This window comes from Halorubrum laminariae (genome assembly GCF_024494655.1).
Taxonomy (GTDB): Archaea; Halobacteriota; Halobacteria; order Halobacteriales; family Haloferacaceae; genus Halorubrum; species Halorubrum laminariae.
Genome location: NZ_JANHDL010000005.1, coordinates 55,496 through 79,921, shown reverse-complemented (window position 1 = coordinate 79,921; position 24,426 = coordinate 55,496). Strand labels below are relative to the sequence as shown.

The 24,426-nt window shown below is 68.0% G+C and carries 24 protein-coding genes; 7 read left to right on the top strand and 17 right to left on the bottom strand.

The annotated features are described in order from the left end of the window. Positions 1-31: 31 nt before the first annotated feature. From NO887_RS10460 to NO887_RS10435, 6 genes are all read right to left on the bottom strand, one after another. Entirely contained in the window at positions 32-418 is a 387-nt protein-coding gene (locus NO887_RS10460) for a DUF7126 family protein (RefSeq protein ID WP_256418233.1), read from the bottom strand. Continuing rightward, entirely contained in the window at positions 418-1,335 is a 918-nt protein-coding gene (guaA, locus tag NO887_RS10455) for a glutamine-hydrolyzing GMP synthase (RefSeq protein WP_256418232.1), read from the bottom strand. Before guaA ends, NO887_RS10460 begins: the two co-directional genes overlap by 1 nt. After that, entirely contained in the window at positions 1,336-2,991 is a 1,656-nt protein-coding gene (gene pyrG / locus NO887_RS10450; RefSeq protein WP_256418231.1) for a CTP synthase, read from the bottom strand. 88 nt (positions 2,992-3,079) lie between these two features. After that, entirely contained in the window at positions 3,080-4,348 is a 1,269-nt protein-coding gene (locus NO887_RS10445; RefSeq protein WP_256418230.1) for an outer membrane protein assembly factor BamB family protein, read from the bottom strand. A gap of 170 nt (positions 4,349-4,518) precedes the next feature. Next, on the bottom strand, positions 4,519-6,234 hold the full coding sequence (locus NO887_RS10440) for a hydantoinase B/oxoprolinase family protein (protein ID WP_379811744.1): 1,716 nt from the start codon (positions 6,232-6,234) through the stop codon (positions 4,519-4,521). Beyond that, entirely contained in the window at positions 6,177-8,180 is a 2,004-nt protein-coding gene (locus NO887_RS10435) for a hydantoinase/oxoprolinase family protein (RefSeq protein WP_256418228.1), read from the bottom strand. Before NO887_RS10435 ends, NO887_RS10440 begins: the two co-directional genes overlap by 58 nt. A 235-nt stretch (positions 8,181-8,415) precedes the next feature. Between NO887_RS10435 and NO887_RS10430 the strand changes: the two genes are divergently transcribed. Further along, positions 8,416-9,864 carry a PAS domain S-box protein gene (locus NO887_RS10430; RefSeq protein WP_256418227.1) on the top strand — a complete coding sequence of 483 codons (1,449 nt, stop codon included), beginning with the start codon at positions 8,416-8,418 and terminating at the stop codon, positions 9,862-9,864. 27 nt (positions 9,865-9,891) lie between these two features. Here the strand turns inward: NO887_RS10430 and NO887_RS10425 are convergent, their stop codons facing one another. Genes NO887_RS10425 through cheB form a run of 5 tightly spaced genes read right to left on the bottom strand, consistent with a single transcriptional unit; the run spans position 9,892 to position 16,344 of the window. Continuing rightward, a complete protein-coding gene (locus NO887_RS10425; RefSeq protein WP_256418226.1) occupies positions 9,892-10,758 on the bottom strand; it encodes a CheF family chemotaxis protein in 867 nt (288 codons plus the stop codon). After that, positions 10,759-11,967 carry a HEAT repeat domain-containing protein gene (locus tag NO887_RS10420; protein ID WP_256418225.1) on the bottom strand — a complete coding sequence of 403 codons (1,209 nt, stop codon included), beginning with the start codon at positions 11,965-11,967 and terminating at the stop codon, positions 10,759-10,761. After that, the gene (locus tag NO887_RS10415; protein ID WP_256418224.1) at positions 11,967-12,776 is read right to left on the bottom strand and encodes a CheR family methyltransferase; all 810 of its coding nucleotides are present in this window, start codon (positions 12,774-12,776) and stop codon (positions 11,967-11,969) included. Before NO887_RS10415 ends, NO887_RS10420 begins: the two co-directional genes overlap by 1 nt. After that, on the bottom strand, positions 12,773-15,199 hold the full coding sequence (locus NO887_RS10410; RefSeq protein ID WP_256418223.1) for a chemotaxis protein CheA: 2,427 nt from the start codon (positions 15,197-15,199) through the stop codon (positions 12,773-12,775). The genes NO887_RS10415 and NO887_RS10410 overlap by 4 nt, the downstream gene beginning before the upstream one ends. Then, the gene (gene cheB / locus NO887_RS10405; RefSeq protein ID WP_256418222.1) at positions 15,199-16,344 is read right to left on the bottom strand and encodes a chemotaxis-specific protein-glutamate methyltransferase CheB; all 1,146 of its coding nucleotides are present in this window, start codon (positions 16,342-16,344) and stop codon (positions 15,199-15,201) included. Before cheB ends, NO887_RS10410 begins: the two co-directional genes overlap by 1 nt. Before the next feature lie 102 nt (positions 16,345-16,446). Here cheB and NO887_RS10400 point away from each other — a divergent pair, with 102 nt between their 5' ends. From NO887_RS10400 to NO887_RS10385, 4 genes are all read left to right on the top strand, one after another. Continuing rightward, positions 16,447-16,941 (top strand): chemotaxis protein CheW, encoded by a 495-nt coding sequence (locus NO887_RS10400; protein ID WP_256418221.1) that lies wholly within the window; start codon positions 16,447-16,449, stop codon positions 16,939-16,941. A 125-nt stretch (positions 16,942-17,066) separates the two neighbouring features. Continuing rightward, positions 17,067-17,762: an RAD55 family ATPase gene (locus NO887_RS10395; RefSeq protein ID WP_256418220.1), complete on the top strand. Its 696-nt coding sequence runs from the start codon at positions 17,067-17,069 to the stop codon at positions 17,760-17,762. Continuing rightward, on the top strand, positions 17,762-18,154 hold the full coding sequence (locus NO887_RS10390) for a DUF8057 family protein (RefSeq protein ID WP_256418219.1): 393 nt from the start codon (positions 17,762-17,764) through the stop codon (positions 18,152-18,154). Before NO887_RS10395 ends, NO887_RS10390 begins: the two co-directional genes overlap by 1 nt. 43 nt (positions 18,155-18,197) lie before the next feature. Further along, positions 18,198-18,806, top strand: coding sequence for a DUF7504 family protein (locus NO887_RS10385; protein ID WP_256418218.1), 609 nt, complete (start codon positions 18,198-18,200; stop codon positions 18,804-18,806). A 43-nt stretch (positions 18,807-18,849) separates the two neighbouring features. Here the strand turns inward: NO887_RS10385 and NO887_RS10380 are convergent, their stop codons facing one another. Then, positions 18,850-19,446, bottom strand: a complete 597-nt coding sequence (locus tag NO887_RS10380; protein WP_256418217.1) for a hypothetical protein — start codon at positions 19,444-19,446, stop codon at positions 18,850-18,852. 167 nt (positions 19,447-19,613) lie between these two features. Between NO887_RS10380 and glmM the strand changes: the two genes are divergently transcribed. After that, positions 19,614-20,978 (top strand): phosphoglucosamine mutase, encoded by a 1,365-nt coding sequence (gene glmM / locus NO887_RS10375; protein ID WP_256418216.1) that lies wholly within the window; start codon positions 19,614-19,616, stop codon positions 20,976-20,978. A 22-nt stretch (positions 20,979-21,000) separates the two neighbouring features. On the opposite strand, the gene NO887_RS10370 is transcribed toward glmM, so the two are convergent. The 5 genes from NO887_RS10370 to NO887_RS10350 all read right to left on the bottom strand — a co-directional run bounded on the left by NO887_RS10370 (position 21,001) and on the right by NO887_RS10350 (position 24,045). Beyond that, positions 21,001-21,267 carry a DUF7542 family protein gene (locus tag NO887_RS10370; RefSeq protein WP_256418215.1) on the bottom strand — a complete coding sequence of 89 codons (267 nt, stop codon included), beginning with the start codon at positions 21,265-21,267 and terminating at the stop codon, positions 21,001-21,003. 82 nt (positions 21,268-21,349) lie between these two features. Next, positions 21,350-21,565 carry a CbaC protein gene (locus tag NO887_RS10365; RefSeq protein ID WP_256418214.1) on the bottom strand — a complete coding sequence of 72 codons (216 nt, stop codon included), beginning with the start codon at positions 21,563-21,565 and terminating at the stop codon, positions 21,350-21,352. After that, entirely contained in the window at positions 21,562-23,355 is a 1,794-nt protein-coding gene (locus NO887_RS10360; protein WP_256418213.1) for a b(o/a)3-type cytochrome-c oxidase subunit 1, read from the bottom strand. Before NO887_RS10360 ends, NO887_RS10365 begins: the two co-directional genes overlap by 4 nt. Beyond that, complete coding sequence (locus NO887_RS10355; protein ID WP_256418212.1) at positions 23,352-23,864, bottom strand: cytochrome c oxidase subunit II; 513 nt, start codon at positions 23,862-23,864, stop codon at positions 23,352-23,354. Before NO887_RS10355 ends, NO887_RS10360 begins: the two co-directional genes overlap by 4 nt. 7 nt (positions 23,865-23,871) lie before the next feature. Beyond that, on the bottom strand, positions 23,872-24,045 hold the full coding sequence (locus NO887_RS10350) for a hypothetical protein (protein ID WP_256418211.1): 174 nt from the start codon (positions 24,043-24,045) through the stop codon (positions 23,872-23,874). A 98-nt stretch (positions 24,046-24,143) separates the two neighbouring features. Between NO887_RS10350 and NO887_RS10345 the strand changes: the two genes are divergently transcribed. Then, complete coding sequence (locus NO887_RS10345) at positions 24,144-24,341, top strand: DUF8131 family protein (protein ID WP_256418210.1); 198 nt, start codon at positions 24,144-24,146, stop codon at positions 24,339-24,341. Positions 24,342-24,426 lie beyond the last annotated feature (85 nt).

The window sequence follows — 24,426 nt, the reverse complement described above, 5'->3', positions numbered from 1 at the left end:
GCGCGGGCGAACGGACGATAGCGAACGGGGGCTACGAGTCGTTCTCGGTCCCGGTACCGGTCAGTTCTTCGGCGACCATCTCCGGACCCATCAGCGCCGGATCGATCGCGAGGTCGGCGACGCCCGCGACGAACTCCGGCAGCGACCGCTCCGCATACGTCACGGCGAGGGCGTCGGGGTTGATCTCCTTCGCGATCGGAATCCCGGTCGCCTCCTCGACGTCGGTCAAGACGACGTACGTGGCCTCGTCGATGCCGGCGTCGCGAAGCGTTTCGGCGGTGACGAGCCCCTCGATCCGGCGGACCGTCACGCCGAGCGCCGCCAGTTCGTCGCCGAGGCCGTGCTCGTCCGGACCGGCAACGACGGCGATAGTGGTCTCGTCGCTTCCGCCGTCGGTTCGAGTGGGAATCTCCGCCATCACTCGTACTCGATCGTCGCGGGCGGTTTGTGCGTCACGTCGTAGACGACGCGTGCAACCTCTTCGTTCTCGCCCGTGATCCGGCTCTGGATCCGCTGGAGCGTGCTCCAGTCGATCTCCTGGGCGCGCGCGGTCATCCCGTCGCGGCTCTCGACCGAGCGCACGGCGACGACCCAGCCGTGGACGCGGTTGTCGCCCTTGACGCCGGTCGCCTTTCCGAGGACCGCGGCGAACGCCTGCCACGGGTCGTACTCTTCCAGTTCCTCTTCGACGACGTGCGTCGCCTCGCGGGCGACCGCCGCCTTCTCGGGGGTGACCTCGCCAACGATCCGGACGGCGAGACCCGGGCCGGGGAACGGCATCCTCTCGGAGATAATCTCTTCAAGGCCGAGCGCGCGAGCGACCTCACGCACCTCGTCCTTGTAGAGGTCGCGCACGGGCTCGACGATCCCCTCGAAGTCGACGACTTCGGGGAGCCCGCCGACGTTGTGGTGTGACTTGATGTTTCCCTCCGACTCGATGCGGTCCGGGTAGATCGTCCCCTGCACGAGGTAGTCCGCGTCGACATCGCGCGCGACCGTCTCGAACTCGTCGATGAAGCCCTCGCCGATGACATGGCGTTTCTCCTCCGGGTCGGTGACGCCCGCCAGTCGGTCGAAGAAGCGCTCTTGGGCCTCGATGACTCGCAGCGACTCCATGAAGTCGAAGGTCTCCTGAATTTCCGCGGTCTCGCCCTTTCGCATCAGTCCCGTGTCGACGTACACCGGGGTGAGCTGGTCGCCAACCGCCTCGTACGCGAGCGTCGCTGCGACCGAGGAGTCGACGCCTCCCGACAGGGCGATCACGGCGTTCGCGTCGCCGATCGCCTCCCGTATCTCCGCTTTCGCCTCCGCGATGAACTCGTCCGTCTCGACCATCTATAGCCTCACGTCCGCGTTCCGCTCGGTTGTGTCCGTCGATTCCAGCGCGGCCTCGACGAGAGCGACGAACGGCGGGCTCGCGCGGTCCGGCCGCGACCGGAACTCGGGGTGCGCTTGGGTTCCGAAGAAGAACGGATGGTCCGGGCGTTCGAGGATCTCCATCCGGTTGTCCGCGCGACCGGAGAAGGTGAGTCCGTCGTCCTCCAGCTCGTCGATGTACTCGGGGTTCACCTCGTAGCGGTGACGGTGGCGCTCGGTACAGGAATCGGAGCCGTACACCCGCGCCGCGAGCGTGTCCGGTTCGATATCGGTCTCGTGTGCGCCGAGCCGCATCGTTCCGCCCATGTCCTCGGTCTCGTACTGCTCGGGGAGGAGATCGATGACGGGGTGGGGCGTGTCGGAGTCGATCTCGGCGGAGTGAGCGCCCTCCAAGCCGAGCACGTGTCGCGCGTGCTCGACGACCGCCATCTGGAAGCCCAAACACAGCCCGAGGAAGGGCACGTCGTTCTCGCGGGCGTACCGGACCGCCTCGATCTTCCCGTCGGTACCTCTGGATCCGAAGCCGCCGGGGACGACGACCGCGTCGGCGGAGGCGAGCCGCTGTTCGTGTTCCGCGCGGGTCTCGTCGGCGTCGACCCACAGCACGTTCACTTCGGTCTCCGTCTGGATTCCGGCGTGTTTCAGCGCCTCGTGGATGGACATGTACGCGTCTTCGAGGGCGTACTTGCCCACGAGCGCCACGTCGATCTCGCGGTCGCGGTCGCGGGTGACGAGCTCTCGCCATTCCGTCGACCGTTCGGCCTTCGGGAGCGCCTCGTCGGCGATGCCGAGCCGCTCCATCACGTACTCGTCTAACCCCTCGTCTTCGACCATCAGCGGGACGTGATAGATGTCCTCGACATCCGGGTTCGAGAAGACGGCGTCCGTGGGAACGTCACAGAACAGGGCGATCTTCTCTTTGGTCTCCGGGTCGAGTCGGTCCTCACAGCGCCCGACGAGGATGTCCGGCTGGAGCCCGATCGAGCGAAGCTCCTTCACCGAGTGCTGAGTCGGCTTCGTCTTCTGCTCGCCGTTCTTCGAATAGGGGACGAGCGTGACGTGCGTGAAGAGAATATCTTCGTCGTCCTCCTCGTGGGCGAACTGGCGGAGCGCCTCCAAGAAGGGCATCGACTCGATGTCACCGACGGTGCCACCGATCTCGATCAGGCAGACATCGCTCCCCTCGGCGGCCTCGCGGATGCGCCGCTTGATGTCGTCGGTAACGTGCGGGATGATCTGGACGGTCTTGCCGAGGTAGTCGCCGGCGCGCTCGCGCTCGATGACGTGCTGGTAGGTCTTCCCCGTGGTGACGTTGTGGTCGAACGTCATGTCGGTGCCGAGGAAGCGCTCGTAGTTGCCTAAATCGAGGTCGACCTCGCCGCCGTCCTTGAGCACGTATACCTCGCCGTGCTCGTAGGGATTCATCGTCCCGGCGTCGACGTTGAGATAGGGGTCCACCTTCACCGCGGTGACATCGAAGCCCGCGTTCGCCAGCAGTCGTCCGGTGCTGGCGGCGGTGATTCCCTTTCCCAGTCCGGACATGACGCCGCCGGTGACGAACACGAACTTCCGACCCAGCGACGGGTCGTATCCTGTGTCGGGATCCGTTGGCATATCGACCGTCCGTCAGGGGCCGGCAAAACCGTTTCGGACCCTCCGTTTCGGGTGGACGTTCGTGTCGTTTTGATCTACCTCCAGCCCCCTAGACGCCGACCAGCTTGTAGCACATCCCCGCCTCGTCCGGGTCTTCCGGCGCGCGCTCCGCGTAGTATATCGCGTCGTCGGTGACGAGCGGCGCGCTCGTCACGTCGCCGCGCCCCTCGACCGACCACGTGACAGACCCGTCCTCCCGATCGAGCGCGTAGAGGTTCGCGTCGTACGAGCCGACGAGCACGTGGTCGGTCGTCGCGACCGCGCTACCGGTGATCCAGCCGTCCGTTGGGGTCGCCCACAGCTCCTCGCCAGTCGCCAGATCGATCGCGTAGCAGTTCCCGTCGTGGCTGCCGACGTACACCGTGTCGTCGCGGACCGCTGGCGCGCACATGACCATGTCGTCGGTCTCGAACTCCCAGACCCGCGAGCCGTCTTCGACGTCGACCGCCGTGACCGTCTCCGCCCACGACGGGACGACGGCGATCCCGCGGCTGATCGCTATCGGGGCCTTCGAGTCGCCGCCGGTATCGTATCGCCACGCGCGCTCGCGGTCCGACAGCGACCACGCGTAACAGTAGCCGTCGTTCGAGCCGAACAGGAACCGATCGCGGTCGACGTCGATCGCGACCGTCGAGTGCGGGTGGTCGGTCGGACGCCGGTTTCGCCACTCGATCTCGCCGCTCTCGGCGTCCATCACGACCACGCTCCCGCTCGGCGTCGGATGCTCGACGGCGACGTACAGCTCCCCCTCGTAGTAGGTCGGGCTGGCGGCGGCGGAGCCGCCGACCGTGGTCTGCCAGTCGATCTCGCCGCTCTCGACGGACACCGCGGAGACGACCCCGTCGTAGCTGCCCACGTACGCCGTCCCCTCGGCGACGGCGGGCGTCCCGTGGCTGCCGCGGTCGTCGTCCGATATCGACGTGGACCAGTTCGTCTCGCCGTCCGGTGAAAGCGATTGGATCCGTCCCGTGTCGTCGGCGATGAGGATCGCGCCGTTCGGTGCCTGTATCGGACTCCCCTTCGAGGCGGTGTGGTCGCCGCGGTTCGTCGGAACGGCCCACTCGACCTCGACGCTTTCGGGGACCGTCTCGTCGGTTGCCCCCGAGTTCCGCAGCCCGTTCCGGAACTGCGTCGTGAGCCCGTCCGGCGACTCCGGTCGCGCCGAGAGGTCGATCGCGTCGTCCGGCGCGTCGCTTCCGTCCGCAGAGTCGTCGCCGTCGGACGAGGAGCCGTCTCGGAGAGTGCTACATCCGGCGAGTCCGGCGAGACCGACGCCGCCGGCGGCGCGGAGCCAGTCGCGGCGCGTGCGTTCGGACATGAGCGACGATTCGCGGGGAGAGATAAAAAGCCACCTCGGTCGGGCCGGCAGGGCTGCCGGCAGGGTGGCGATTCACCTCGAGATCCCCGCTGGCACGGTGAGCCGGCGTTTCCGCTGGTCACCGGTCGTCGATATTTCCGCTGGTCACCGGTCGTCGATATTTCCGCTGGTCACCGGTCGTTCATCTTCCCGTCGCGCCGATCTTCTACTTTCCCGTCGCGCCGGTCGTCCACCTTCCCGTCGCGCCGATCGCGCGCTCTCGCCGCCGGGGCGCGCTCGTCCCGGTCGCCGTATCCTCCGCCGCCGGGCGTCCGGATCGAGACGGTTGTCCCGGCCTCGACGTCGACGGACGCCTTCGCGGGTACAGGATCGCCGCCGACGCGGTTCTCCCCCGTCGCGCCATCCTCGCCGCCGTCGAGTCCCGCGGGGGCCGTCCGCCGCCGCTCCGTCAACAGCGACACGGTGGCGTCGGTCTCGACGGTGACGGTCCGTTCGAGGCCCAACCCGCCGCGGTACCGGCCGTCGCCGCCGCTCGACGGACGCAACGCGTACCGCTCGACGCGGAGCGGGTACTCGGTCTCGACCGACTCGACGGGCGTGTTGAGCGTGTTCGTCATCCCCACCTGCACGCCGTCCATGCCGTCTTTGTCGGGGCGGGCTCCGAAGCCGCCGCCGATCGTCTCGTAGTAGGTGAACGACCCGCTTCGATCGCCGATGATGAGGTTGTTCATCGTCCCCTGTCCGCCGGCCGGAATCGCGTCGGGGGCCGCCGGCGCGAGCGCCGCGAGCGTCACGTCCATGACCCGCTGGCTGGTCTCGACGTTTCCGCCGACGACCGCGGCCGGGGGATCGGGGTCGAGCACCGACCCCTCAGGTGCCGACACCGTCACCGGCTCGTAACACCCGTGATTCGGCGGGATGTCCGGATCGGTCACCGCGCGGACGACGAAATACACCGCGCTCTTTGCGACCGACAGCGGCGCGTTGAGGTTGCCGACGACTTGGTCTGCGGTCCCGGCGAAATCGACGTCGAGCGCGGCCCCGTCGACGGTGACGGTCACCGCGATCGGCACGTCCTCGTCGGTGACGCCGTCGCCTTCCAAGATGTCTCGCGCTCGATACGTTCCGTCCGGAAGCGACTCGAACTCGGCTTCGACGCGCTCGCGGGAGTAGTCGATGACGGCGTCGAACGCGTCGAGCAGGACCGGGCCGTGCTCGTCGAGCAATTCGCCGATCCGTTCTTCGGCCCGCGCGTTCGCGGCGCGTTGCGCCCGGAGGTCGGCCTCGCGCTCGTCCGGCGTCCGGACGTTGGCCCGGATCAGGTCGCGGACCGCCTCGTTCGGCTCGCCGCCGTCGACGAGCCGGACCGCCGGCAGCCGGAGCCCTTCCTCGTAGATCTCCCGCGCGCCCGGCGGCATGCTCCCGGGCGCGCTGCCGCCCACGTCGGCGTGGTGCGCCCGCGACACCGCGAAGCCGATCACCTCGTCGTCGGGCGCGATAGTCGAGACCAGCGTGATGTCTGGCAGGTGCGTTCCGCCCGCGAACGGGTCGTTGACGACGAACACGTCGCCCGGCTTCGGATCCTTTTCGAGAACCGTCTCCACCGCGTCCGGCATCGCGCCGAGGTGGACCGGGATGTGTTCCGCCTGCGCGACCAGCCGCCCGGCCGCATCGAAGATAGCCGTCGAGCAGTCCCGGCGTTCCTTGATGTTCGGCGAGTACGCGCCGCGAACGAGCACGTGGCCCATCTCGGCGGCGACGCTCTCCAGTTGGTTCCGGAGGATCTCCAGGGTCACCGGGTTGATATCGCTCGTCTCGCCGTCGTCGCTCACGCCGCGCTCACCTCCGCGAGCAGTGCGCCGTCGTCGCGCACCCGGACGCTCCATCTCGGCGGGACGACCACCGTGCTCTCGTCGCCCTCGACGACGACGGGACCGTCGACCGTCTCACCGGACCGCAACCGAGCCCGCGCGTACACGGGCGTCTCACGGGGCTCGCCCGCGAACGCCGCCTCGCGGGTTCCCGTCACCGGGTCGCCGGCGGCGTCGTGCGCGACCGGCGGCGCGTCCCGCGCGACAGCGACCGTCACGCGACAGTTCACTAGCTCGACCGGCTCGTCGGCCCGGTAGCCGTACGCGGCCTCGTGGGCCGCCGCGAACCGATCGCGCGTGTCCGCCGCGTCGAACGGCCGCTCGACGTCCACGGTGAGTTCGAAGCTCTGGCCGGCGTACCTGCAGTCCGCGGCGCTGCGCACGGTCGCGGTATCGCGGTCGCCGACCTCCGCCAACAGCTCCGCGATCAGCGTCTCGTACACGGCGTCGACCGCGTCGGGATCGGCCTCGGAGAGCGAGCGCTGATGCGTCCGGACCGCGTCGCGCTTCTCGTCCGCGGCGAGCAGTCCGTACGCCGAGAGGACGCCCGAGGCGCGCGGGATCACCACCCGGTCGATGTCGAGGTCGGCGGCGACGGCGAGCGCGTGCATCGGCCCCGCGCCGCCGAACGCGACGAGGTCGAACGTCCGCGGATCGTGGCCGCGCTCGACGGTCACCGAGCGGATCGCCCGGGTCATGTTCGCGTTGGCGACGCGGTAGACGCCGCGCGCGGCGGCGAGCGGGCCGGCCATTCCGGCCTCGTCTGCGAGCGTCGCGAGCGCGTCGCGGGCGGCGTCCGCGTCGAGCGACAGTTCGCCGCCGAGGCGGGTGCTCGCCCCGACGTAGCCCAAGACGAGGTTCGCGTCGGTGACGGTCGGCTCCGTTCCCCCGTTCCCGTAGCAGGCGGGGCCGGGGTCGCTCCCGGCCGAGCGCGGCCCGACTCGGAGCGCCCCGCCGGCGTCGATCCACGCGATCGACCCACCGCCAGCCCCCACGGTCTCGACGTCGACCATCGGCGTCTTGACGGGCCGATCGGCGATCACGCCAGTCGTGGTTCGCTCGACCTCGCCGTCGCGGACGAGGCTCACGTCGCTCGATGTCCCGCCCATGTCGAAGGTGACCAGTCCCGTCCTGTCGTCGTCGCCCTCGCCCGCCATCGCGCTCGCGCCCACGACACCCGCTGCGGGCCCGGAGAGCACGGTCGTGACCGCGTTTCGCCTGACGGTGTCGGCGTCCGTGATCCCCCCGTTCGCCTGCATGATCCGCGGCTGCGGCACGCCCATATCTCTCGCGCGCTCCGTGAGTCGCCCGACGTAGCGGTCGATCGCCGGCCGCACGTACGCGTCGACGACCGTCGTCGAGGTCCGCTCGTACTCGCGGAATTCGGCGAGAACCTCGTGGGAGGCCGACACGGGCACGTCGAGCGCGTCCCGGAGCACCCGCGCGACGCGGCGTTCGTTCTCGGGATGGGCGTACGCGTGCAGGAGCGAGACGGCGACCGACTCGGCGTCCGTCTCGCGTATCTCCGCGGCGAGCGCCCGGACCTCGTCATCGTCGACCGGCCGCTCGACCCCGTCGGCCGTCGCCCGTTCGTCCACCTCGAACCGGCGATGTCTGGGAACGAGCGGCTCCGGCTTCTCCGCGTCGAGGTCGTACAGCGCCGGTCGGTCCTGCCGACCGATCTCCAGTACGTCCCGGAACCCCTCGGTCGTGACGAGCGCCGTCCGCGCGCCGTCCCCTTCGAGAAGCGCGTTGACCGAGACGGTCATCGCGTGCGAGAATTCGCTCACGCGCGCCGGGTCGACGCCCGCCTCCGTACACGCCTTCTCGATCCCGGCGATCACGCCCTCGCTCTGGTCTTCGGTGCTCGGGACCTTCGCGGTCACGAGCTCCCCGTCCAGCGACAGCGCCACGTCGGTGAACGTCCCGCCCACGTCGACGCCGATCCGCGCACCGCTCATCTCGCGTCCCCCGACACGTCGAGGGTCGTTCGCGTCCGCTCGTTCGTCATGGCCGTGTTCGTGGCCGGGTGAACTTAACCCCGGGCGTCCGGGGCGTCGCGTTCCGCGTGGCGGGCGCGTTCGGCTGCCTCTCGATCGCGCAGATACGCACGCGGCTCGCGCAGACACGGCTGCAGGGCCGAGGTCGGTACACGTTTCGTTCGTTTTAACATACCACCTCGGATACTATCAGCCAATGGCCTCTGACGAGGACGCAGCCACCGCGCTGCGGGCGTTTCAGGAGGCGGTCGAACACGCCGGCCACTCGATATACTGGACGGATCTGAGCGGGCAGATCGAGTACGTCAATCCGGCGTTCGAAGACCAGACCGGCTATCCCGCCGAGGAGGCCGTCGGCAGCAACGCCAGCATCCTGCAGTCCGGCGCTCACGACGATCGGTTTTACGAGCGGCTCTGGGACACTATCCTCGGCGGCGATGTCTGGGATGGGGAGATCATCAATGAGCGCCGGTCGGGCGAGCGGTACGTCGCCGCCCAGACGATATCGCCAGTCACGGACGAGTCGGGAGATATCACGCGGTTCGTCGCCGTCAACGAGGAGATAACGGAACTTCGTCAGTATCAGGAACAGCTCGAACGCGAGCGAGACCGGTTCGCTGCCCTGCTCGACGCCGTGCCCGCGCCGCTCGTGCTCGCGGCATTCGACGGCGGCGATCCGGTAGTCAAACAGACCAACGACGCGTTTCGCGAGACGTTCGGCTTCTCCGCCCGTGAACTCGGCGGCTCACCGCTCGACACGTTCATCGTCGACGACGCGGCCTCGCAGGAAGCCACCGAAATAAACGCGCAGGTACGGGACGGCGAACGGGTCCATCGAGAAGTGGCTCGACGGACCGCCGCGGGCGACCGCCGAACCTTCCTTTTGACCGCCACGCCGCTCTCGTGGGGCGACGAGACCGATGTCTTGGCGACGTACATCGACATCACGGACCGGAACGAGGCGAAACGACGGCTCGAACGGCGAACGGAGGAGCTCGAAGACTTCGCGAACGTCGTCAGCCACGACCTCCGGAGCCCGCTGAACGTCGCGACGGGACACCTCGACCTCCTCGCGAAGGAGTGTGACAGTCCGCACATCGACACGATCCGAAACGCACACACGCGGATGCAGGAGCTGATCGAGAACATCCTCATGCTCGCGAAACAGGGCCGATCGGTCGACGAGACGCAGCCGGTCGACCTCGCGGCGTGTGCGTCACGGAGCTGGGAGACGGTCGACACCGGCGACGCCGCGATCGGTATCGAGACCGCGAAGACGGTTCACGCCGACGAGAGTCGGCTTCGACAGCTGTTCGGGAACCTCTTCCGGAACAGCGTCGAGCACGGCTCGACTGGCAGTCGGCCGGGGGCCGACGACAGCGTCGAGTACGGCGGAAGTGACGTGACGGTCACCGTCGGAGACCTCGCCGACGGCTTCTACGTCGCGGACGACGGGCCCGGTATCCCCGAAGCCGAGCAATCGGAGGTGTTCGACGCCGGACACACGAGCACGGAGGACGGCACGGGATTCGGGCTCTCTATCGTACAGGAGATCGTCGACGCGCACGGCTGGTCGATCGCCATTACGGACAGCGAGCACGGCGGCGCGAGATTCGAGATCACCGACGTTCGGCGCGTCTCGTAGCCGGGATTTCACTGTTCGCACAGCACCTCACTGTTCGTTCATCGCCTCGCTGGCGATGTTGCGGCCGCGGGAGTTGAGCGCGACCTCGCGGCGTACGCGAACCTCCTCGACGACATCTAGGTCGACGAGTCGCTCGAACGTCTCCTCCACGTCGTCAACGTCCATCCCCAGAAACGACGGGATCTCGAACGGCGAGACGCCGGAGTACAGCGCCATCAGCACCTCGCGGTCGCGGCTGGACAGGTCGACGTTCGTCGAGCTTCGCTCCTCGCCCTTGCGGAGCCACGCCTCGACGAAGCGCATTCGATTCGGCTCGCCGGCGACGTGCGTCTCGATGCTCGTTCCCTCGTCGTCGGTGTGTGCGACCTCGATGACGGGCTTTTTCTCGCCGTTGACGGTTCGCTTGGCCGCGTCGAGTCCGCTGATGTCGTCGAGGTCGAACTCGACGAACGCGCCGCCTTCGAGCGCCGCGTTGAGCCCGTTCTCGTCTATCTTCACCCGCGCTTGCTCCCATCCCGTGTCCTGCACGACCCCGCCCTCGATCGCCGGGTGTTTCGCCATCACCGTCCGCTGGTCGAGCAGCGCTCGGTAGACGTCGCGCTCGAACTCCTCGTGTTCGGCCGCCGCGACCAGCAACACCTGATCGCCCAGATCGAAGCTCACGTAATTCGACACGCGCGCGACGGACTGGTTCGCGTCTTGTCGGCCGCCGAGCCCGCGGAGGTCGGAGAGCGGGACCGTCCGCTTCCCGTCGTTGCCGGCTAAGATTAGCCGTCGGTTCGAGAGGAGCACGCGTCCCGGCGTCCACGAGACGTCGCTCACCTTGCGGCCGTCGCGGACGGCGACCGCGAACCGCCCCTGCGTGTCCGCGACCTTGTACTCGCCGTCGGGCATTTAGGGTCCCCCCGCTCGGAGCTTCGAGACCGCTGAAAACACCCGTTTTCTGACCGCGGAGCTCTCGTCGTCGGTGAGGTCTTCGAGCCGATTCAGCGTCTCCTGTCCGCCCACCTGTCCGAGCACGAACACCGCCTTCGCGCGGGCGTCTTCGGGGTGTTCGGTTCCGATCCGGTCGAGAAGGCGGTCCTCGACTATCGGCCCGCCGAGATTCTTGAGACTCGTGGCCGCGAACTGCGCGGTCTGTGCGTCATCGTCGGCGAGCGCCTCCGCGAGCGCCTCGACCGCGAGCGTCGAGCCCGACTCCGCGACCCGACCGAGGATCCACGCGGCGTTCCGGCGCTGTCGGCTCTGCTGGCCGTCGGTGAGGATCTCGACCAGCGGCTCGACCACCGTCTCGTCGTCGGCCGACTTCAGCTCTGAGACGACACGGTCGCGAACCGCGTGGCTCTGCTGGGTCGGGACGTTCGAGAGCAGTTCGATTATCGAGTACACCGCGGCGTTGCGAACGACCGCGCTCTCGTCGCCGAGCGCCCGCGCGAGCGGCTCCACCGGCTCCGGGTTGTTCGCCTTGCCGAGCGCGCCCGCCGCGATCCGCCGAAGCGATTCGTCCGACTCGTCGAGGAGATCCAAGAGCGCCCCGAGCGCTTGGTCTGTCCCGATGCTCCCGAGCGCGTTCGCCGCGGCCCGCCTGACTCGCGGTTCGTCGTCGAGCCGACCGGTGAGTCCGGGGACGGCGCGGGCGTCGGCGAACGTGCCGCAGGCCTGCGCGGCGCGGAGCCTGACGCGCGGGTCGTCATCGTCGAGCGCGTCGACGAGGTGCGAGAGGCCGCTCGCGTCGTCGAGCCGGCTGAGCGCGTTCGCCGCGGCCATCCGTAGCTCGGGGCGGTCGGCCTGCAGCGCCCGAGCGAACTTCCGCGCGGTCACCCACTCCGCCTCCGAGCCCGTCGTCCCGGTGAGTTCCGAGAGCAACTGTTCGAGTGCCCCGTCGCCGAGTTCGTCGAGCGCATCGACTGCGGCACCACGGACCTCCCCGTCCTCGTCGTCTGTCGCCGCTCGGAGCAGCGCGTCGACGGTCGCCTGCTCGCCCCCGTCGCCGACCTCGCCGAGGAACTCGGCCGCGCGCCGCCTGACCGCGGCGCTGTCGCTGCCCATCGCGTCTCGGAGTCGTTCGACGTTCCCGTCCCGTGCGTGTTGATACAGAGACATCAGACCCTCTCGAACACCCGCCGTCGCTTGTCGATCGGTTCATATCGGTTCGACCGGTCCGGCGGGACGCTCTCCGTCATCCCGAGGACGAGGACGCCGTCGTCGGCCAGTGACGCCTCAAGCGTGTCGAACAGCGCGCCCTTGTGGTCGACGTCGATGTAGATCAGCAGGTTCCGACACAACACCACGTCGAACGGATCGCGCGCCCCGTCGCGGATCAGGTCGTGCGTCTCGAAGTCGACGAGCCGGCGGACGGCGGGCTTGACCTGAAAGGTGTCGCCGTCTCGCTCGACGTACCGATCGGGGTCCGAGAGCGGTTCGAGTTCGCTCGCGATGTCGGTCGTTCTGGTGGTGTGGTACGTCCCCGCGCGGGCGTTGTCGAGGGCCTCCTCGCTGATGTCGGAGCCGAGCACCTCGACGCGAGACTCGTCTATCTCGGCGTCGTCACAGGCCAACATCGCGATCGAGTACGCCTCGCGGCCGTCGGCCGACGGGGCAGACCAGACGCGGACCCGGCGCTTGTCGCTCGTCTTCTCGCGGAGCACGCCGCGGAGCACGTCCCACATCTCGGGGTTCCGGAAGAACTCCGTCACGTTGATCGTGAGCGCGTCCATCAGCGCCTGTCGCTCGTCGGCGTCGTCGCGCAGCAGCCGCTCGTACTCCGCGTGCGACTCGGTGTCTCTCCGGCGCATCCGCGCCGTGATCCGTCGGTCGAGGTACGACTCGTTGTAGTACCCCGGCTCGAACGGCACCGTGTCGTCGATCTGCCGGAGCACGCCCTCAAAGGGGGTCTCGCTTTCTCCGCTCATAGGCTCACCACGTCGAGTACGGCCACGACGTCGCCGTCGCCAAGGACCGCCGTACCGCTCAGTCCCGGCGTCCCCGACAACGGCCCGTCGAGCGGTTTCACGACGACCTCCTCTTGGTCCAACACGGCGTCGCAGTGGAGCGCCACCTGTCTCGTCTCCTCGCGGATCCGAACGAGCATCCCCGTGACGTCGGTGGTTGCGGACTCCGGAGCGCCTTCCTCGGCCGCCCCGGTATCCGATCCGCCTACGCCGGAGCCGGGCGCGTCGCTCCCGGCCGCGTCGGCGACGGTTCCGCCGTCGGGTGTCGCCGCCTCGCCCGGTGCCGCGGTTTCGTCGGACGCTGCGGCCCCGTCGGAGCCGCCCGCGCCGGAGCCGGGCGCGATCGCCTCCCCGGTCGCGCCGGCGAGCCGGTCGTTCAACCTGATCACGGGGTACAGGTCGTCCTCGTGGCGGACGATCTCGTCGCCGTGGACCTCCTCCACGTCGTCAGCGCGGGCGACCTCCGCGATCGACTTGATGGGAATGCCGTACTCCGTGCCGCCCACGTCGACGAACATCACCTTCACGATGGCGACGGTGACCGGCAGCCGGAAGCGGACGATCGTCCCCTCGCCGGGCTCGCTCTCGACGGCGACGGAGCCGTCGAGGTCGCGCGCGGTCGTGCGAACCACGTCCATCCCGACGCCGCGCCCGGAGACATCGGTGACTTCCTCCGCGGTGGAGAAGCCGGGGTGGAACACGAGGTCGTAGGCCTCGTCGTCGTCCATCGCCTCGACCGCCTCGGGGCTCTTGACGCCCTCGGCGACCGCCTTCTCGCGGAGTTGGTCGGGGTCCAGCCCGCCGCCGTCGTCGGCGACCTCGATGATCACGTGGTCGCGCTCCCGCTCGGCCGTGAGCCGGACGGTTCCGGTCGGATCTTTCCCGGCCGCCTCGCGCTCGTCGGGCGATTCGATCCCGTGGTCGACGGCGTTCCGGAGCACGTGCACGAGCGGGTCGCGCATCTCCGTCAGGATCGTCCGGTCGAGCTCCACGTCGTCGCCCTCTATCTCGAAGTCGATCCGCTTGTCGAGGTCGCGCGAGATGTCTCTGACGAGCCGCGGGAACGAGTCGGACACCTGCGAGAACGGGATGAGACGCATGTCCATCGCGGTGTCCTGCAGGCTGGACGCGAGCTTGTCGAGCTCGTCTAACGCGTCCGACTGGGCGTCCATCCCCTCCAGCTCGCGCCGGAGCTTGATCCGGCTCGTCACCAGCTGCTCGACGAGCCCGTACAGCTCGTCCACCTGGTCGACGTCGACCCGGATCGACTTGATCTCGTCGCCCGACTTGGAGCCGGAGTCTGGCGCAGAGCCGCTCTCGTCACCCTTGTCCGCGCCGTCGCCGACATCGCTCTCGTCCGTGTCGTCGCCGACACCGCTCTCGTCCGTGTCGTCGCCGACACCGCTCTCGTCGGTATCGTCGGCGTCGACCGAATCGACCGCGCCCTCGGCGGGGTCTGCGTCCTCGGCCGGATCCGAATCGGTCGCGTCGTTTTCGGCCGATCCGCCGCTTCCGGCGTCGCCTGCGTCGCTCTCCCCGTCGACGAGGGCGGTCGCGATCGATTCGACCTGCGTGAGCGCGGAGAGCCCCTCTGCGACCACGTCGGGCTCTGCGCCGCCGACGAACGCGTCGAAGCTCTCGTCGTACTCGCCGTCCTCTAAGGCGTCCGGGTCGGGATCGGTGACGAAACCGTCGAATTTCCCGTCGAGCGCCTGCACGACGAGCGTGGCGTCGACGCCCGCCATCGCGGTCTCGCCTATCGTCACGTCCGCGTACACGACGGGGCCGGGTAGGTCCGCGACACCCGCGGGACGGTCGGGGATGGCGACTGCGTCGCCGTCGGCTGTGGTGTCGTCTCCGGTGTCGTCGTCCGGTGCGTCAGCACCGGGGTCCTCGGCTGGGTCCGCGTCGCTCGCACTTTCGGCGGTATCGTCGCCGGCGTTGCCGGCGTCTCCAGCACCTCCACCGCCTCTACCGGCTCCGCCGGCAACATCCTCGCCGCCGACGGTCCCATGTTCCTCCATCTCGCGGAGCCGCGCCTCGAGGTCCGACGGATCGGTCGTCACCTCGCCGGAATCGGCGATCTCGGCGACCATCGCCTCGACGGTGTCGACGCCCTCGAAGAGCAGGTCCATCACCTCGGGCGTCACCTCGCGGTCGCCCTGTCTGATCGCGTCAAGCAGGTCCTCCAAGGCGTGGCCGAACGAAGAGACATCCTCGTACCCCATCGCCGCCGCGTTCCCCTTCAGGGTGTGGGCGACGCGGAACACGTCGTCCATCGCCGCGGCGTCCTCGGGGTCGGATTCGAGCGCGAGCAGCGCGTTGTTGAGGTCCGTAATTCCGTCCTCCGCCTCGGCAACGAACGCGGCGCGGTGCGAGTCCATCAGGCCTCACCCCCCACGATCGCGTCGGCGACATCGTCGAGATCGTGGATCTCGTCGACGCCGCCGGACTCCACCGCGCGCTTCGGCATCCCGTAGATGACACAGGTGTCCTCGCTCTGGGCGATCGTCCGCGCGCCGACCTCGGACATCGCTCGAATCCCCTCGGCGGCGTCGGAGCCCATCCCGGTCAACACGACGCCCACGAGCGGGTCGTCGACGACTTCGGCCGCGGAGCGCATCGTCACGTCCGCGGCCGGCGAGACCGACTGCGAATCGTCTTCATCGAGTTTGACGCGGAGCCGGCCCGCGCGGTAGCTGTCGATGCGGGTGTGGCTTCCGCCGCGGGCAACGAGCGCCTCGCCGGAACCGATCCGCGCGCCGTCGGTCGCCTCCCGCACGTCGTACGCCGACGCGGCGTCTAGGCGGTCGGCGAAGCGCGGCGTGAACGCCTCCGGCATGTGCTGAGCGATGACGACTCGACAGTCGGCCACCGGCAGCGCCGACATGACGCGCTCGACCGCGTTCGGTCCGCCGGTCGACGCACCGATCACGACCGTCAGCGGGTCGTCTAGATCGTCTTCGGCTCCGGGCCCTGCTGCACTCGCCGATCCGCCCCCGGATCTCGATGCCGATCCGGCGGCCGATGCGGTCGATGCGGTCGATGCAGTCGCTCCGCCCGATCGCTCGCGTCGGTCCCACGTCGCGGCGGCGAGATCCGCGTCCGCGACAGACCTGACGGCCTCAACGAGCCGGTCGGACTCCCGGGAGACGCCTGTCGAGACCTCTCCGCCGGGCTTCGAGAAGAAGTCCACCGCGCCGCGTTCGAGCGCCTCGAAGGTCACTTCGGCTCCCTCGTCCGTGTGTGCCGACAGCATCAATACCGGCGTCGGCGTCTCGTCCATCAGCCGCTCGACGGCCTCTAGACCACCCATTCCGGGCATCTCCACGTCCATCGTCACCACGTCAGGCCCCGTCTCGGCGACCACTGACAGTGCCTCAGCGCCGTCGCCCGCCTCGCCGACGACCGCGACGCCTGCGTCTGTCAGGAGATCGGCGATCAACCCGCGCATGAACGGCGAGTCGTCGACGACCACCACTCGCGGTGATCCGTCGTGGCTCCCCCGCCGATCCGTCGTCCTACTCATACTCGAAAGCGGTCGCAGAATCAGCATAAATGCACGCCCCCGCTAATCACTGCTGATAATTCAGGGGACACGGTTATTGGTGACTTCGCCGCACGAGTTCGTATGGCAGCCACGGAAGCGGACGCCGAACCGACGAAGGTGCTGGAGTTCGGCTTAGGTGACGGAACGTACTGTCTTGACATCGGTGTGATCGACGAGATCGTCGACGCCGGAGAACTCACGCGGATCCCGAACTCGCCCGAGCACGTCGAGGGCGTGATGGACCTCCGTGGACGAACGACGACGATCGTCGACCCGAAGACGCTGTTCGCCATCGAGGAGGACGGCCCCCGCGAGCGGATCGTTGTCTTCGACGACGACGAAATCGACGAGGGAGGCACCGTTGGCTGGATGGTCGACGAGGTCTTTCAGGTGCGCGATGTCGCGCCCGAGGACGTGGACCGGGGAACGACGGTCGAAGACGAGGGCGTCCGCGGTATCGTCAAGTCTGACGACCGGTTCGTCGTCTGGGTCTCGCCCGATGTCGACGGCGTCGATATCGGCGATGTCACCGACTCGTCGCCCGACGACGTGAGCGGCGAATCGGCCGAAGCCTGAGGCGGTCTGGCGCTCGCCGCCGGCGCGACACTGGCCACGAGCGGGCTCGCCGATCACCCTCCCGATGTTCTCACCTGTGAGAACCGGGAGCCAATCCTTATGCGGTGACCACCGAGTCTCTCCGTATGCGCGCATCATGCGGTGTCCCCGGGTTCGACGACCTCGTCGACGGCGGGTTCCCGGAGGGCCGCCTCTACGTCGTGAGTGGACCGCCGGGAAGCGGGAAGACGACATTCTGCTCACAGTTCGCGGCACAGGGCGCTCGAAACGGCGAGGATGTGCTGTACATCAGCATGCACGAGACCAAGGCGGGGATCCGCCGGGACATGGGCGAGTACGACTTCGGGTTCGACCGGGCGCTCGACACCGACCGAGTCACGTTCCTCGACTCGTTCTCGTCGGACGGTCGTCGCTTCTTCGGACTACCGGGCGAACGACGGGATCACTCCGGCGTCACCAACCGGCTTACCGGCTTCATCAACTCTCGAGACATCGACCGCGTCGTCTTCGACTCCACCATGCTGTTGCGGTTCCTCCTCGACGACGACGAGGACACGATGGTCCAGTTGCTTTCATCGCTGAAGCGGACCGACGCAACGACGCTTCTCATCTCGGAGATGACCGACCCAAGCGCGTACTCCGAGGAACACTACCTCGCACACGGCGTCGTCTTCATGCACAACTACCTCGAAGACGAGGGGATGCGCCGCGGGATCCAAGTGCTGAAGATGCGCGGTACCGACGTGAACACAGACATCCAAGACATCGAGTTCACCGACGGCGGGCTTCGCGTCGGGTCGGCCGCGACGGTGACACACTGATGTACGACCGCACGTTCGGCACCGACTGGGAGGATCTCTCGCGAGAAGAGGCGGTTGAGCGCGCGTTCGCGCTCGGCGTCGCCGCTGAGATCGGGCGCGAGTACTCGGCGGAGTTAGACCGCGTGTTGGACGCCTTCGAGAGCGCGTACGACCAAAGTCTCGTCGAACTCGCCTACGACGAGGGACGGACGAAGGCGCTGGAGGCGGCCGCCGAGACCGACGACGGCGACCCGCAGGCGGTCTGGGACGAACTGGTTGACGGCGGCGGTACGCCCCGGGTCGCCCCCATTTCTGCCGCCTTGCCCGGTGCGCTGACCGAACTGCCGCTCACAAAGCGGCCGCGGGAGGGACCGCCATCCTCGCTCGCGTTCCCGTCGATGCTCCGGAAGTGAATCCTCGGAAGGGTTTTACCCGCCCTCGCTCCAATCCAGACACATGACCGTGCTTCCCGACGCTGTCCGGGACGCTGATAGCGTCCTCGTCAGCGGCCCGCCCATGAGCGGGAAGTACGACCTGTTCACCCGCCTGCTCGCGGACTGGGTCGACGGCCCGATCGTGATCTCGACGGGGCGGACCGCGGAGAAGGTTCGCAGTGACTACGAGTCGATCACCGGCCGCGACGGCGACGATGTGATCGTCATCGACTGCGTCACCCACGAACAGGGCGACAAGCGCCCCGACACGCCCTCGACGAAGTACGTCGCCAGCGCGGGAAACCTCACAGATATCGGGATCAAGTTCACCGATGTCGTGGAGTCCTCCGCCGGTCGCGACCGCGCTGTCGGCGTCTACTCGCTCTCACAGCTGTTGATGTACTGGGACCCCGAGCGGATCTATCAGTTCACTCGTGTGCTGACCTCACAGACCTCGGGAGAGGGCTGGCCCTTCGTGGGAGTACTCAACTCGACGGCTCACGACGAGCAGGTCGTCCACACCCTCCACGAGCCGTTCGATGTCGTCCTCGAAACGCGCGTTGACGGCGACGACCGAGAGTTTCGGGTCCGCGGACGCGTGGAACAGCCGTCGGCGTGGACGCCGTACTGATCCGATTTGTCCCACTCGGGCCGCTTCATCCGACCAGACTGGCCTACCCGATCAGATCGAACTCGACGCCGAGCGGCGGCGCGTCGACGGCACCCCAGTAGACGAACCGGTGCGTCCCCGGTCCGAGCGGCGGGCAGACCTCGAGATCGAGGTCGGGGACCGCAGACGCGATCGCCGACTCGTCGAGCCGTATCTCCCAGCTGTACGCCCCGGTCGTCTCAAATGCCTCTTCCGCCTGCGGGAGTTCGGCCGTCTCGCCCGTCGTCGACCCTCTAACGTCGAGCCAGCCAGACGCCGTCTCGCGCTGTATGGCGTACGCGTGCTCGCCGAGCGTCGTCGTCGCCGCGTCGCCGGTGTTCCGCAGGACGACGCGGACCGACTGACCGTAGGTCTCCGCGGAGCCCTCGCTCGACAGCTCCAGCCGCGTCGAGGGCGTGTCGACGAGCGTTCCCTCAACTGGGCCGTCGATCGGGGGATCGAGCCGGTCGAAGGCGTCGTCTTCGCAGGTCAGCGTCTCCGGCGTCCCCTCGGGGCCCTGCGGGCCGTCGCCGGCCGCGAAGTCGAGACACCCGGCGAGGCCGACCGTGCCGATCGCGGCGAGGGCTCCCCGTCCCAACAGATCGCGTCGCGTGCGGTCCATGCGATCAGGTGGGGCGGCACGGGTTTGAACCGCACGGAGCCACACGCGGACGCGCCGTAACTACCGTCCCGACTGCGCCGCAATCGCCGACACCGACCTCCCGCGCCGCCTTCCCGCAGCCCACCCGGTTCGGAACCGCTTTCCCGTCGGGTGGTCCATGGCTGGTCATGGAGCTGTTCGGATCCAGCGGCATTCGCGGGGTCGCGCTCCGGTACCTCACGCCGGAGCTCGTGCTCGACATCGCGAAGGCGGCCGGGACGGTGTGGGACGCCGACCGCGTCGCCGTCGCCCGCGACACCCGCACCACCGGCGAGCTGTTCGCCAACGCGGCCGCGAGCGGGCTCGCCGCCGTCGGCTGCGACGTGGACCGGCTCGGTGTAGTCCCGACGCCGGCGGTCGGGAACTACTGCGAGTCCGCCGCGGTCCCCTGCGTGCTCGTCACCGCCTCGCACAACCCGCCGGAGTTCAACGGGGTCAAACTCGTCGGCGACGACGGCGTCGATCTCTCCGTCGACGTGCTCGAACGCGTCGAGCGTCGCGTGCTCGACGACGAGTACGACCACGCCGACTGGCGCACTGCCGGCGCGACGACGAGCGTCGAGGGCGTCGTCGACGACTACGTCGACCAACTGGTCGACGCGGTCGACCACGAAGCGATCGCCGACGCCGACCTCACGGTCGCAATCGATCCCGGCCATGGCGCGGCTTCGGTGGCGTCACCCCGAATATACCGCGAACTGGGCTGTGAGGTCCTGACGGTGAACGCGACGCCGGACGGCCACTTCCCGGGTCGAAAGTCGGAACCCGTCCCCGAGCACCTCGACGCGCTCTCCCGACTCGTCGCGACCTCCGACGCCGACGTGGGCATCGCTCACGACGGCGACGCCGACCGCGCCGTCTTCGTTGACGAGACGGGCGCGTTCATCGACGGCGACACCTCTTTCGCGGCGATGGCCGATGTCTGCCTCGCCCCCGGTGACGCCGTCGTCAGCGCGGTCAACGTCTCACAGCGGCTCGTCGACGTGTGCGACGCCAACGACGCCGACCTCGAACTGACCCCCATCGGCGCGACGAACATCATCACTCGCACGCGCGAGTTACACGCCGAGGGCACGACCGTTCCGGTCGCCGGCGAGGGCAACGGCGGCGTCTTCTTCCCGCCGTATCGGCTCTCACGCGACGGGCCGTACATCGGCGCACGGTTCCTCGAACTGCTCGCGGCCACCGACGGCGCTCCCGCGAGCGAGGTCGTCGCTCCCTACACCGACTACCACTTCGTGCGGCTCAACGTCGAGTACGCGGACGGCGACGAGCGCGACGAGATGCTCTCGGCCGCGCGGGCGTACGTCGAGACCGCCGACGCCGAGCCGAACACCACCGACGGCTACCGGCTCGACTACGGCGACGCGTGGGTCCTCGTGCGCCCCTCGGGCACGGAGCCGAAGATCCGGATCTACGCCGAGTCCGCCGACGCCGACCGCGCCGAACAACTCGCGATGGACATGCGAGTCGCGGTCGAGAGCGGTCGGTAACGCCTGGTTCGACCGTTTTTACTCACCGTTCGTCTCTGCCTTTTGACGTGTCCGGCCGCGGCGGATCGACGAGCGGTGAGTCCGCGTTGGCACACTCCGGACGACCGCAGACGCCCGCGTCGGCCCCGGCCCGCGTCACGCCGGCTGCGAGCGCCTCGATCTCCCACGTCACGTCGTGGTCCGTCGTCGACTCGTGATCGTCGAGGACGACGCGCGCGTCGGAGAGTTTCTCGTGTGTCGATTCCATCGAACAGTCGGCACACGTGACGGTGACGCGGGTTCGTTTCATGGGACACGTCGGGTCGGTAGACAAATCTGTTTGACGATGCACGAGCCGAAAGAGGTGACCTCGCAGTGACGACCCGCCGTCGCTACGCCGGATCGTCGCCGCTCGGCTCGGTGCGCCATCCGCCCGTAAGCGAGACGATCCAGAGCGTCAGCCCGGCGAGCGCGAAGACGGCGGCCATGTACGGGATGAGCGGCAGTTCGATCCCGACAAAATCGAGCACGGTCCGCATCTCGTAGACGATCACGCCGAAGATGGCGAGCGTCACGAGCAGGCCGCCGCGCGTCACGTCGAGGCTCATCGCACCACCCCGACGAGTGCGGCCGCCGCGTCGCGTACGGTGTCAGCGAGGGGAGCGACGGCGTTCAAAAGCGGGTCGAGCGCGGGCGCGAGCCACACGGGATACGTGCCGACGCCCGAGCCGAGCAGTCCACCCCGGTTGATGATCGCCGCGATCGGGAGCGCGTACGCGAGGACGACGAGCGTGAGCGCGATCCCGACCCACAGCCGGAGGTTGTCGAGAACCTGTGGGGCGTCGTCGGGACCGGACAGTGCGGGCGGTAACGGGTCCGCGAGCCCGGAGACCTTCGGATTCCCCATGGTGAGCACAAGGTTCGCGATGAACAGCACGGTCGAGACGAAAAGCAGCGTCCCGCCGATCGCGATCTGGATGTTGAGCTCCTCGAAGCCGCCGAACATCGTCGGGTAGTCGAAGCCCGAGTACTCCGGCTCTGCGGTCCGTCGCGGGACGCCCAAGATCCCCTGCGCGTGCATCGCGTTGGACATGAGCGCCATGCCGATGAACCAGAGGACGACTTGGAACAGCCCGATCGTCCGGCTGTAGATTGGCTTGTTCGATATCTGCGGCCAGATCCAGTAGGTCGCCGCCATGAACGTCAGCGCGACCGCGGTCCCCACGGTGAGGTGGAAGTGCCCGGGGACCCAGATCGTGTTGTGGATCATGTAGTTGATGTTCATCCCGGCGTTCACCATCCCGGAGAACCCGCCGGCCGCGAACATCAGCCCGGCGAGCATCATCCCGGTGAACTCCGGCTTGCGCCACGGGAGATCTGTGAGCCAGCCGAGCAGCCCCGTCCCGCCGCGCTGGCGAGCGCCGTACTCGACGCTCGCGACCACCGTGAACGCCGTGAGCAGGCTCGGCAACAGCAGGAACATCGTGTTCGTCATCGAGATGAACTTGAACCCCTCCGCGATGCCGGGGTCGAGGTACTGGTGGTGGATCCCGACTGGGGTCGAAAGCAGGAGGAACAACACGAAGACGACCCGCGCGAGCGGGTCGCTGAACAGCCGGCCCCCGGCGAGCTTCGGTAACACGGTGTACCAGAGCAGGTACGCCGGCATCAGCCAGAAGTAGACGACTGGGTGGCCGAAGAACCAGAACAGTGTCCGGGTGAGCGTCGGATTCACTTGGTCGATGAAGCCGAGCGACCACGGCAGGAGGAAGATCAGCACCGAGGCGGCCACGGCGGACGACGCGATGTACCACATCGCCATCGTCGTCAACACCATGAACGTCTGCAGTGGGATCCGCTCGTCGGGGTGCTCGCGCTTCCACGCGAGGAACGTCCGGAACCAGTCCGCGCCGGCGATCCACGACCCGACGATGAACACGGCGAGCCCGGCGTAGAACATCGGGTGCGCCTGCAGCGGCGCGTAGAAGGTGAAGAGAACGTCGGCGCTCATCTCGATCGAGTCGACGAGGCCGGCGAGGATCGAGATCCCGGTCATCGTCATCCCAATCGCCATCATGAGGTACCACGTCCACGTGATCTTGATGTTGATGAGCGGTCGGTCGAGGCTCCGCGTGAGCGCCCACGTGAACAGCCCGACGAGGAAGAACGTCGTGAAGCTGAGCGCCAAGAACACGCCGTGGGCGGTCAGGGAGGTGTAGTAGTCGGTCGACGAGATGATCCCCCGGAAGATCCCGGTCCGGTGGAGCGTCTGAATGATCCCGAACACCGCCCCCAAAAAGAGCGCGAGGAAGGACCCGAGGAGTGCGGACCTGACGATCCGCGCCTCCTGTGGGAACTTGTCCACGAAGCTCCGGTCGCCTTCGAGCGCGTCGCTCATTCGCCGTCACCCCTCTGCTGGGACTCGAACTCGGACTGACTGACAACGTTGACTTTCCCCTCCATCGCGTGGTGTGCCGCGCCACAGTACTCGTTACAGATGAGTCCGTACTCCTGCGGCTCGTCGGTCTCGACGGTGAGCGTCGAGATCTCGCCCGGAATCACCATCGTGTTGGCGTTGGTGCCGACGACCTCGAAGCCGTGGATCACATCTGCGGAGGTGACGTAGAACGTCACCGTGCTGTCGGCCGGAACGACGATGGGGTCGGGCTGGAAGCTGAACTGACGGGCAACAACGTACGCCGCGTACTCATTTTCACCGACCTGCTCGACGCCGGGGTCGGCGAACCGCTCGCTCTCGTCGAGGTTCTGTGCGTCGATCGGCTGCTCGCTGTCCGCCACCATCGCCACGCCCGGCCCGACCGCCCCGTACGTGACCGTGCCGATGAGAAACAGGATTAACAGGACGGAACACGCGAGCCAGAGCTTCTCGTACGCGTGAATATGCATACCGTGATCACCCCACGACGACGAGATCGCGTCCGAGGAACTCGATGTAGTAGATGTACACCCACGACAACACGAGGATCGCGAAGTAGATCCCGATGAGCGTGAGCGTGCCGATCGGATCGAACTCCGCGTCGTCACCGCCCACGTCGTCTGCGGCGTGTGCGGTCTCGTTTTGACCCATGGAGAGGGGTTACACGTACCCGGCCATATACGATCGACTCGTTCCCACGACGTGGGAACTTTGCCGTTACCTATGACGCAGGCCCCCCGCCTTCCCGTATGGACTTCTCGCTCCAACAGGCGCTGTTGCTGGTGTTGGGTGGACTCGTTCCCGCCGTGGTGTTCATCGCCGACCGCGCGGAATTCGTCGTGGCGATCACGCTCGTGAACGTGCTCCTCATCTGGGGAAGCCTTCGGGTCGCCACCGGGGGTAGCCTCGGTCCGTTCGGCGGAAGCGCGAGTACGGACGAGGCGTGACGCCCCGTAGAGGCGGGTAGCTCACGCGACATACGTAAACGGACACGCACACACGACACATAACGAACGTACCTGCGGACGAAAC

Coding starts and splice junctions, on each gene's coding strand:
- NO887_RS10430 (WP_256418227.1), top strand. CDS start 8,416: ATGGCCTCTGACGAGGACGCAGCCACCGCGCTGCGGGCGTTTCAGGAG.
- pyrG (WP_256418231.1), bottom strand. CDS start 2,991: ATGCCAACGGATCCCGACACAGGATACGACCCGTCGCTGGGTCGGAAG.
- NO887_RS10460 (WP_256418233.1), bottom strand. CDS start 418: ATGGCGGAGATTCCCACTCGAACCGACGGCGGAAGCGACGAGACCACT.
- NO887_RS10440 (WP_379811744.1), bottom strand. CDS start 6,234: ATGGAGCGTCCGGGTGCGCGACGACGGCGCACTGCTCGCGGAGGTGAG.
- NO887_RS10380 (WP_256418217.1), bottom strand. CDS start 19,446: ATGGACCGCACGCGACGCGATCTGTTGGGACGGGGAGCCCTCGCCGCG.
- NO887_RS10410 (WP_256418223.1), bottom strand. CDS start 15,199: ATGGACTCGCACCGCGCCGCGTTCGTTGCCGAGGCGGAGGACGGAATT.
- glmM (WP_256418216.1), top strand. CDS start 19,614: ATGGAGCTGTTCGGATCCAGCGGCATTCGCGGGGTCGCGCTCCGGTAC.
- NO887_RS10360 (WP_256418213.1), bottom strand. CDS start 23,355: ATGAGCGACGCGCTCGAAGGCGACCGGAGCTTCGTGGACAAGTTCCCA.
- NO887_RS10385 (WP_256418218.1), top strand. CDS start 18,198: ATGACCGTGCTTCCCGACGCTGTCCGGGACGCTGATAGCGTCCTCGTC.
- NO887_RS10390 (WP_256418219.1), top strand. CDS start 17,762: ATGTACGACCGCACGTTCGGCACCGACTGGGAGGATCTCTCGCGAGAA.
- NO887_RS10345 (WP_256418210.1), top strand. CDS start 24,144: ATGGACTTCTCGCTCCAACAGGCGCTGTTGCTGGTGTTGGGTGGACTC.
- NO887_RS10415 (WP_256418224.1), bottom strand. CDS start 12,776: ATGAGCGGAGAAAGCGAGACCCCCTTTGAGGGCGTGCTCCGGCAGATC.
- guaA (WP_256418232.1), bottom strand. CDS start 1,335: ATGGTCGAGACGGACGAGTTCATCGCGGAGGCGAAAGCGGAGATACGG.
- NO887_RS10425 (WP_256418226.1), bottom strand. CDS start 10,758: ATGCCCGACGGCGAGTACAAGGTCGCGGACACGCAGGGGCGGTTCGCG.
- NO887_RS10370 (WP_256418215.1), bottom strand. CDS start 21,267: ATGAAACGAACCCGCGTCACCGTCACGTGTGCCGACTGTTCGATGGAA.
- NO887_RS10355 (WP_256418212.1), bottom strand. CDS start 23,864: ATGCATATTCACGCGTACGAGAAGCTCTGGCTCGCGTGTTCCGTCCTG.
- NO887_RS10435 (WP_256418228.1), bottom strand. CDS start 8,180: ATGAGCGGTGCGCGGATCGGCGTCGACGTGGGCGGGACGTTCACCGAC.
- NO887_RS10395 (WP_256418220.1), top strand. CDS start 17,067: ATGCGCGCATCATGCGGTGTCCCCGGGTTCGACGACCTCGTCGACGGC.
- NO887_RS10350 (WP_256418211.1), bottom strand. CDS start 24,045: ATGGGTCAAAACGAGACCGCACACGCCGCAGACGACGTGGGCGGTGAC.
- NO887_RS10400 (WP_256418221.1), top strand. CDS start 16,447: ATGGCAGCCACGGAAGCGGACGCCGAACCGACGAAGGTGCTGGAGTTC.
- NO887_RS10420 (WP_256418225.1), bottom strand. CDS start 11,967: ATGTCTCTGTATCAACACGCACGGGACGGGAACGTCGAACGACTCCGA.
- NO887_RS10365 (WP_256418214.1), bottom strand. CDS start 21,565: ATGAGCCTCGACGTGACGCGCGGCGGCCTGCTCGTGACGCTCGCCATC.
- cheB (WP_256418222.1), bottom strand. CDS start 16,344: ATGAGTAGGACGACGGATCGGCGGGGGAGCCACGACGGATCACCGCGA.
- NO887_RS10445 (WP_256418230.1), bottom strand. CDS start 4,348: ATGTCCGAACGCACGCGCCGCGACTGGCTCCGCGCCGCCGGCGGCGTC.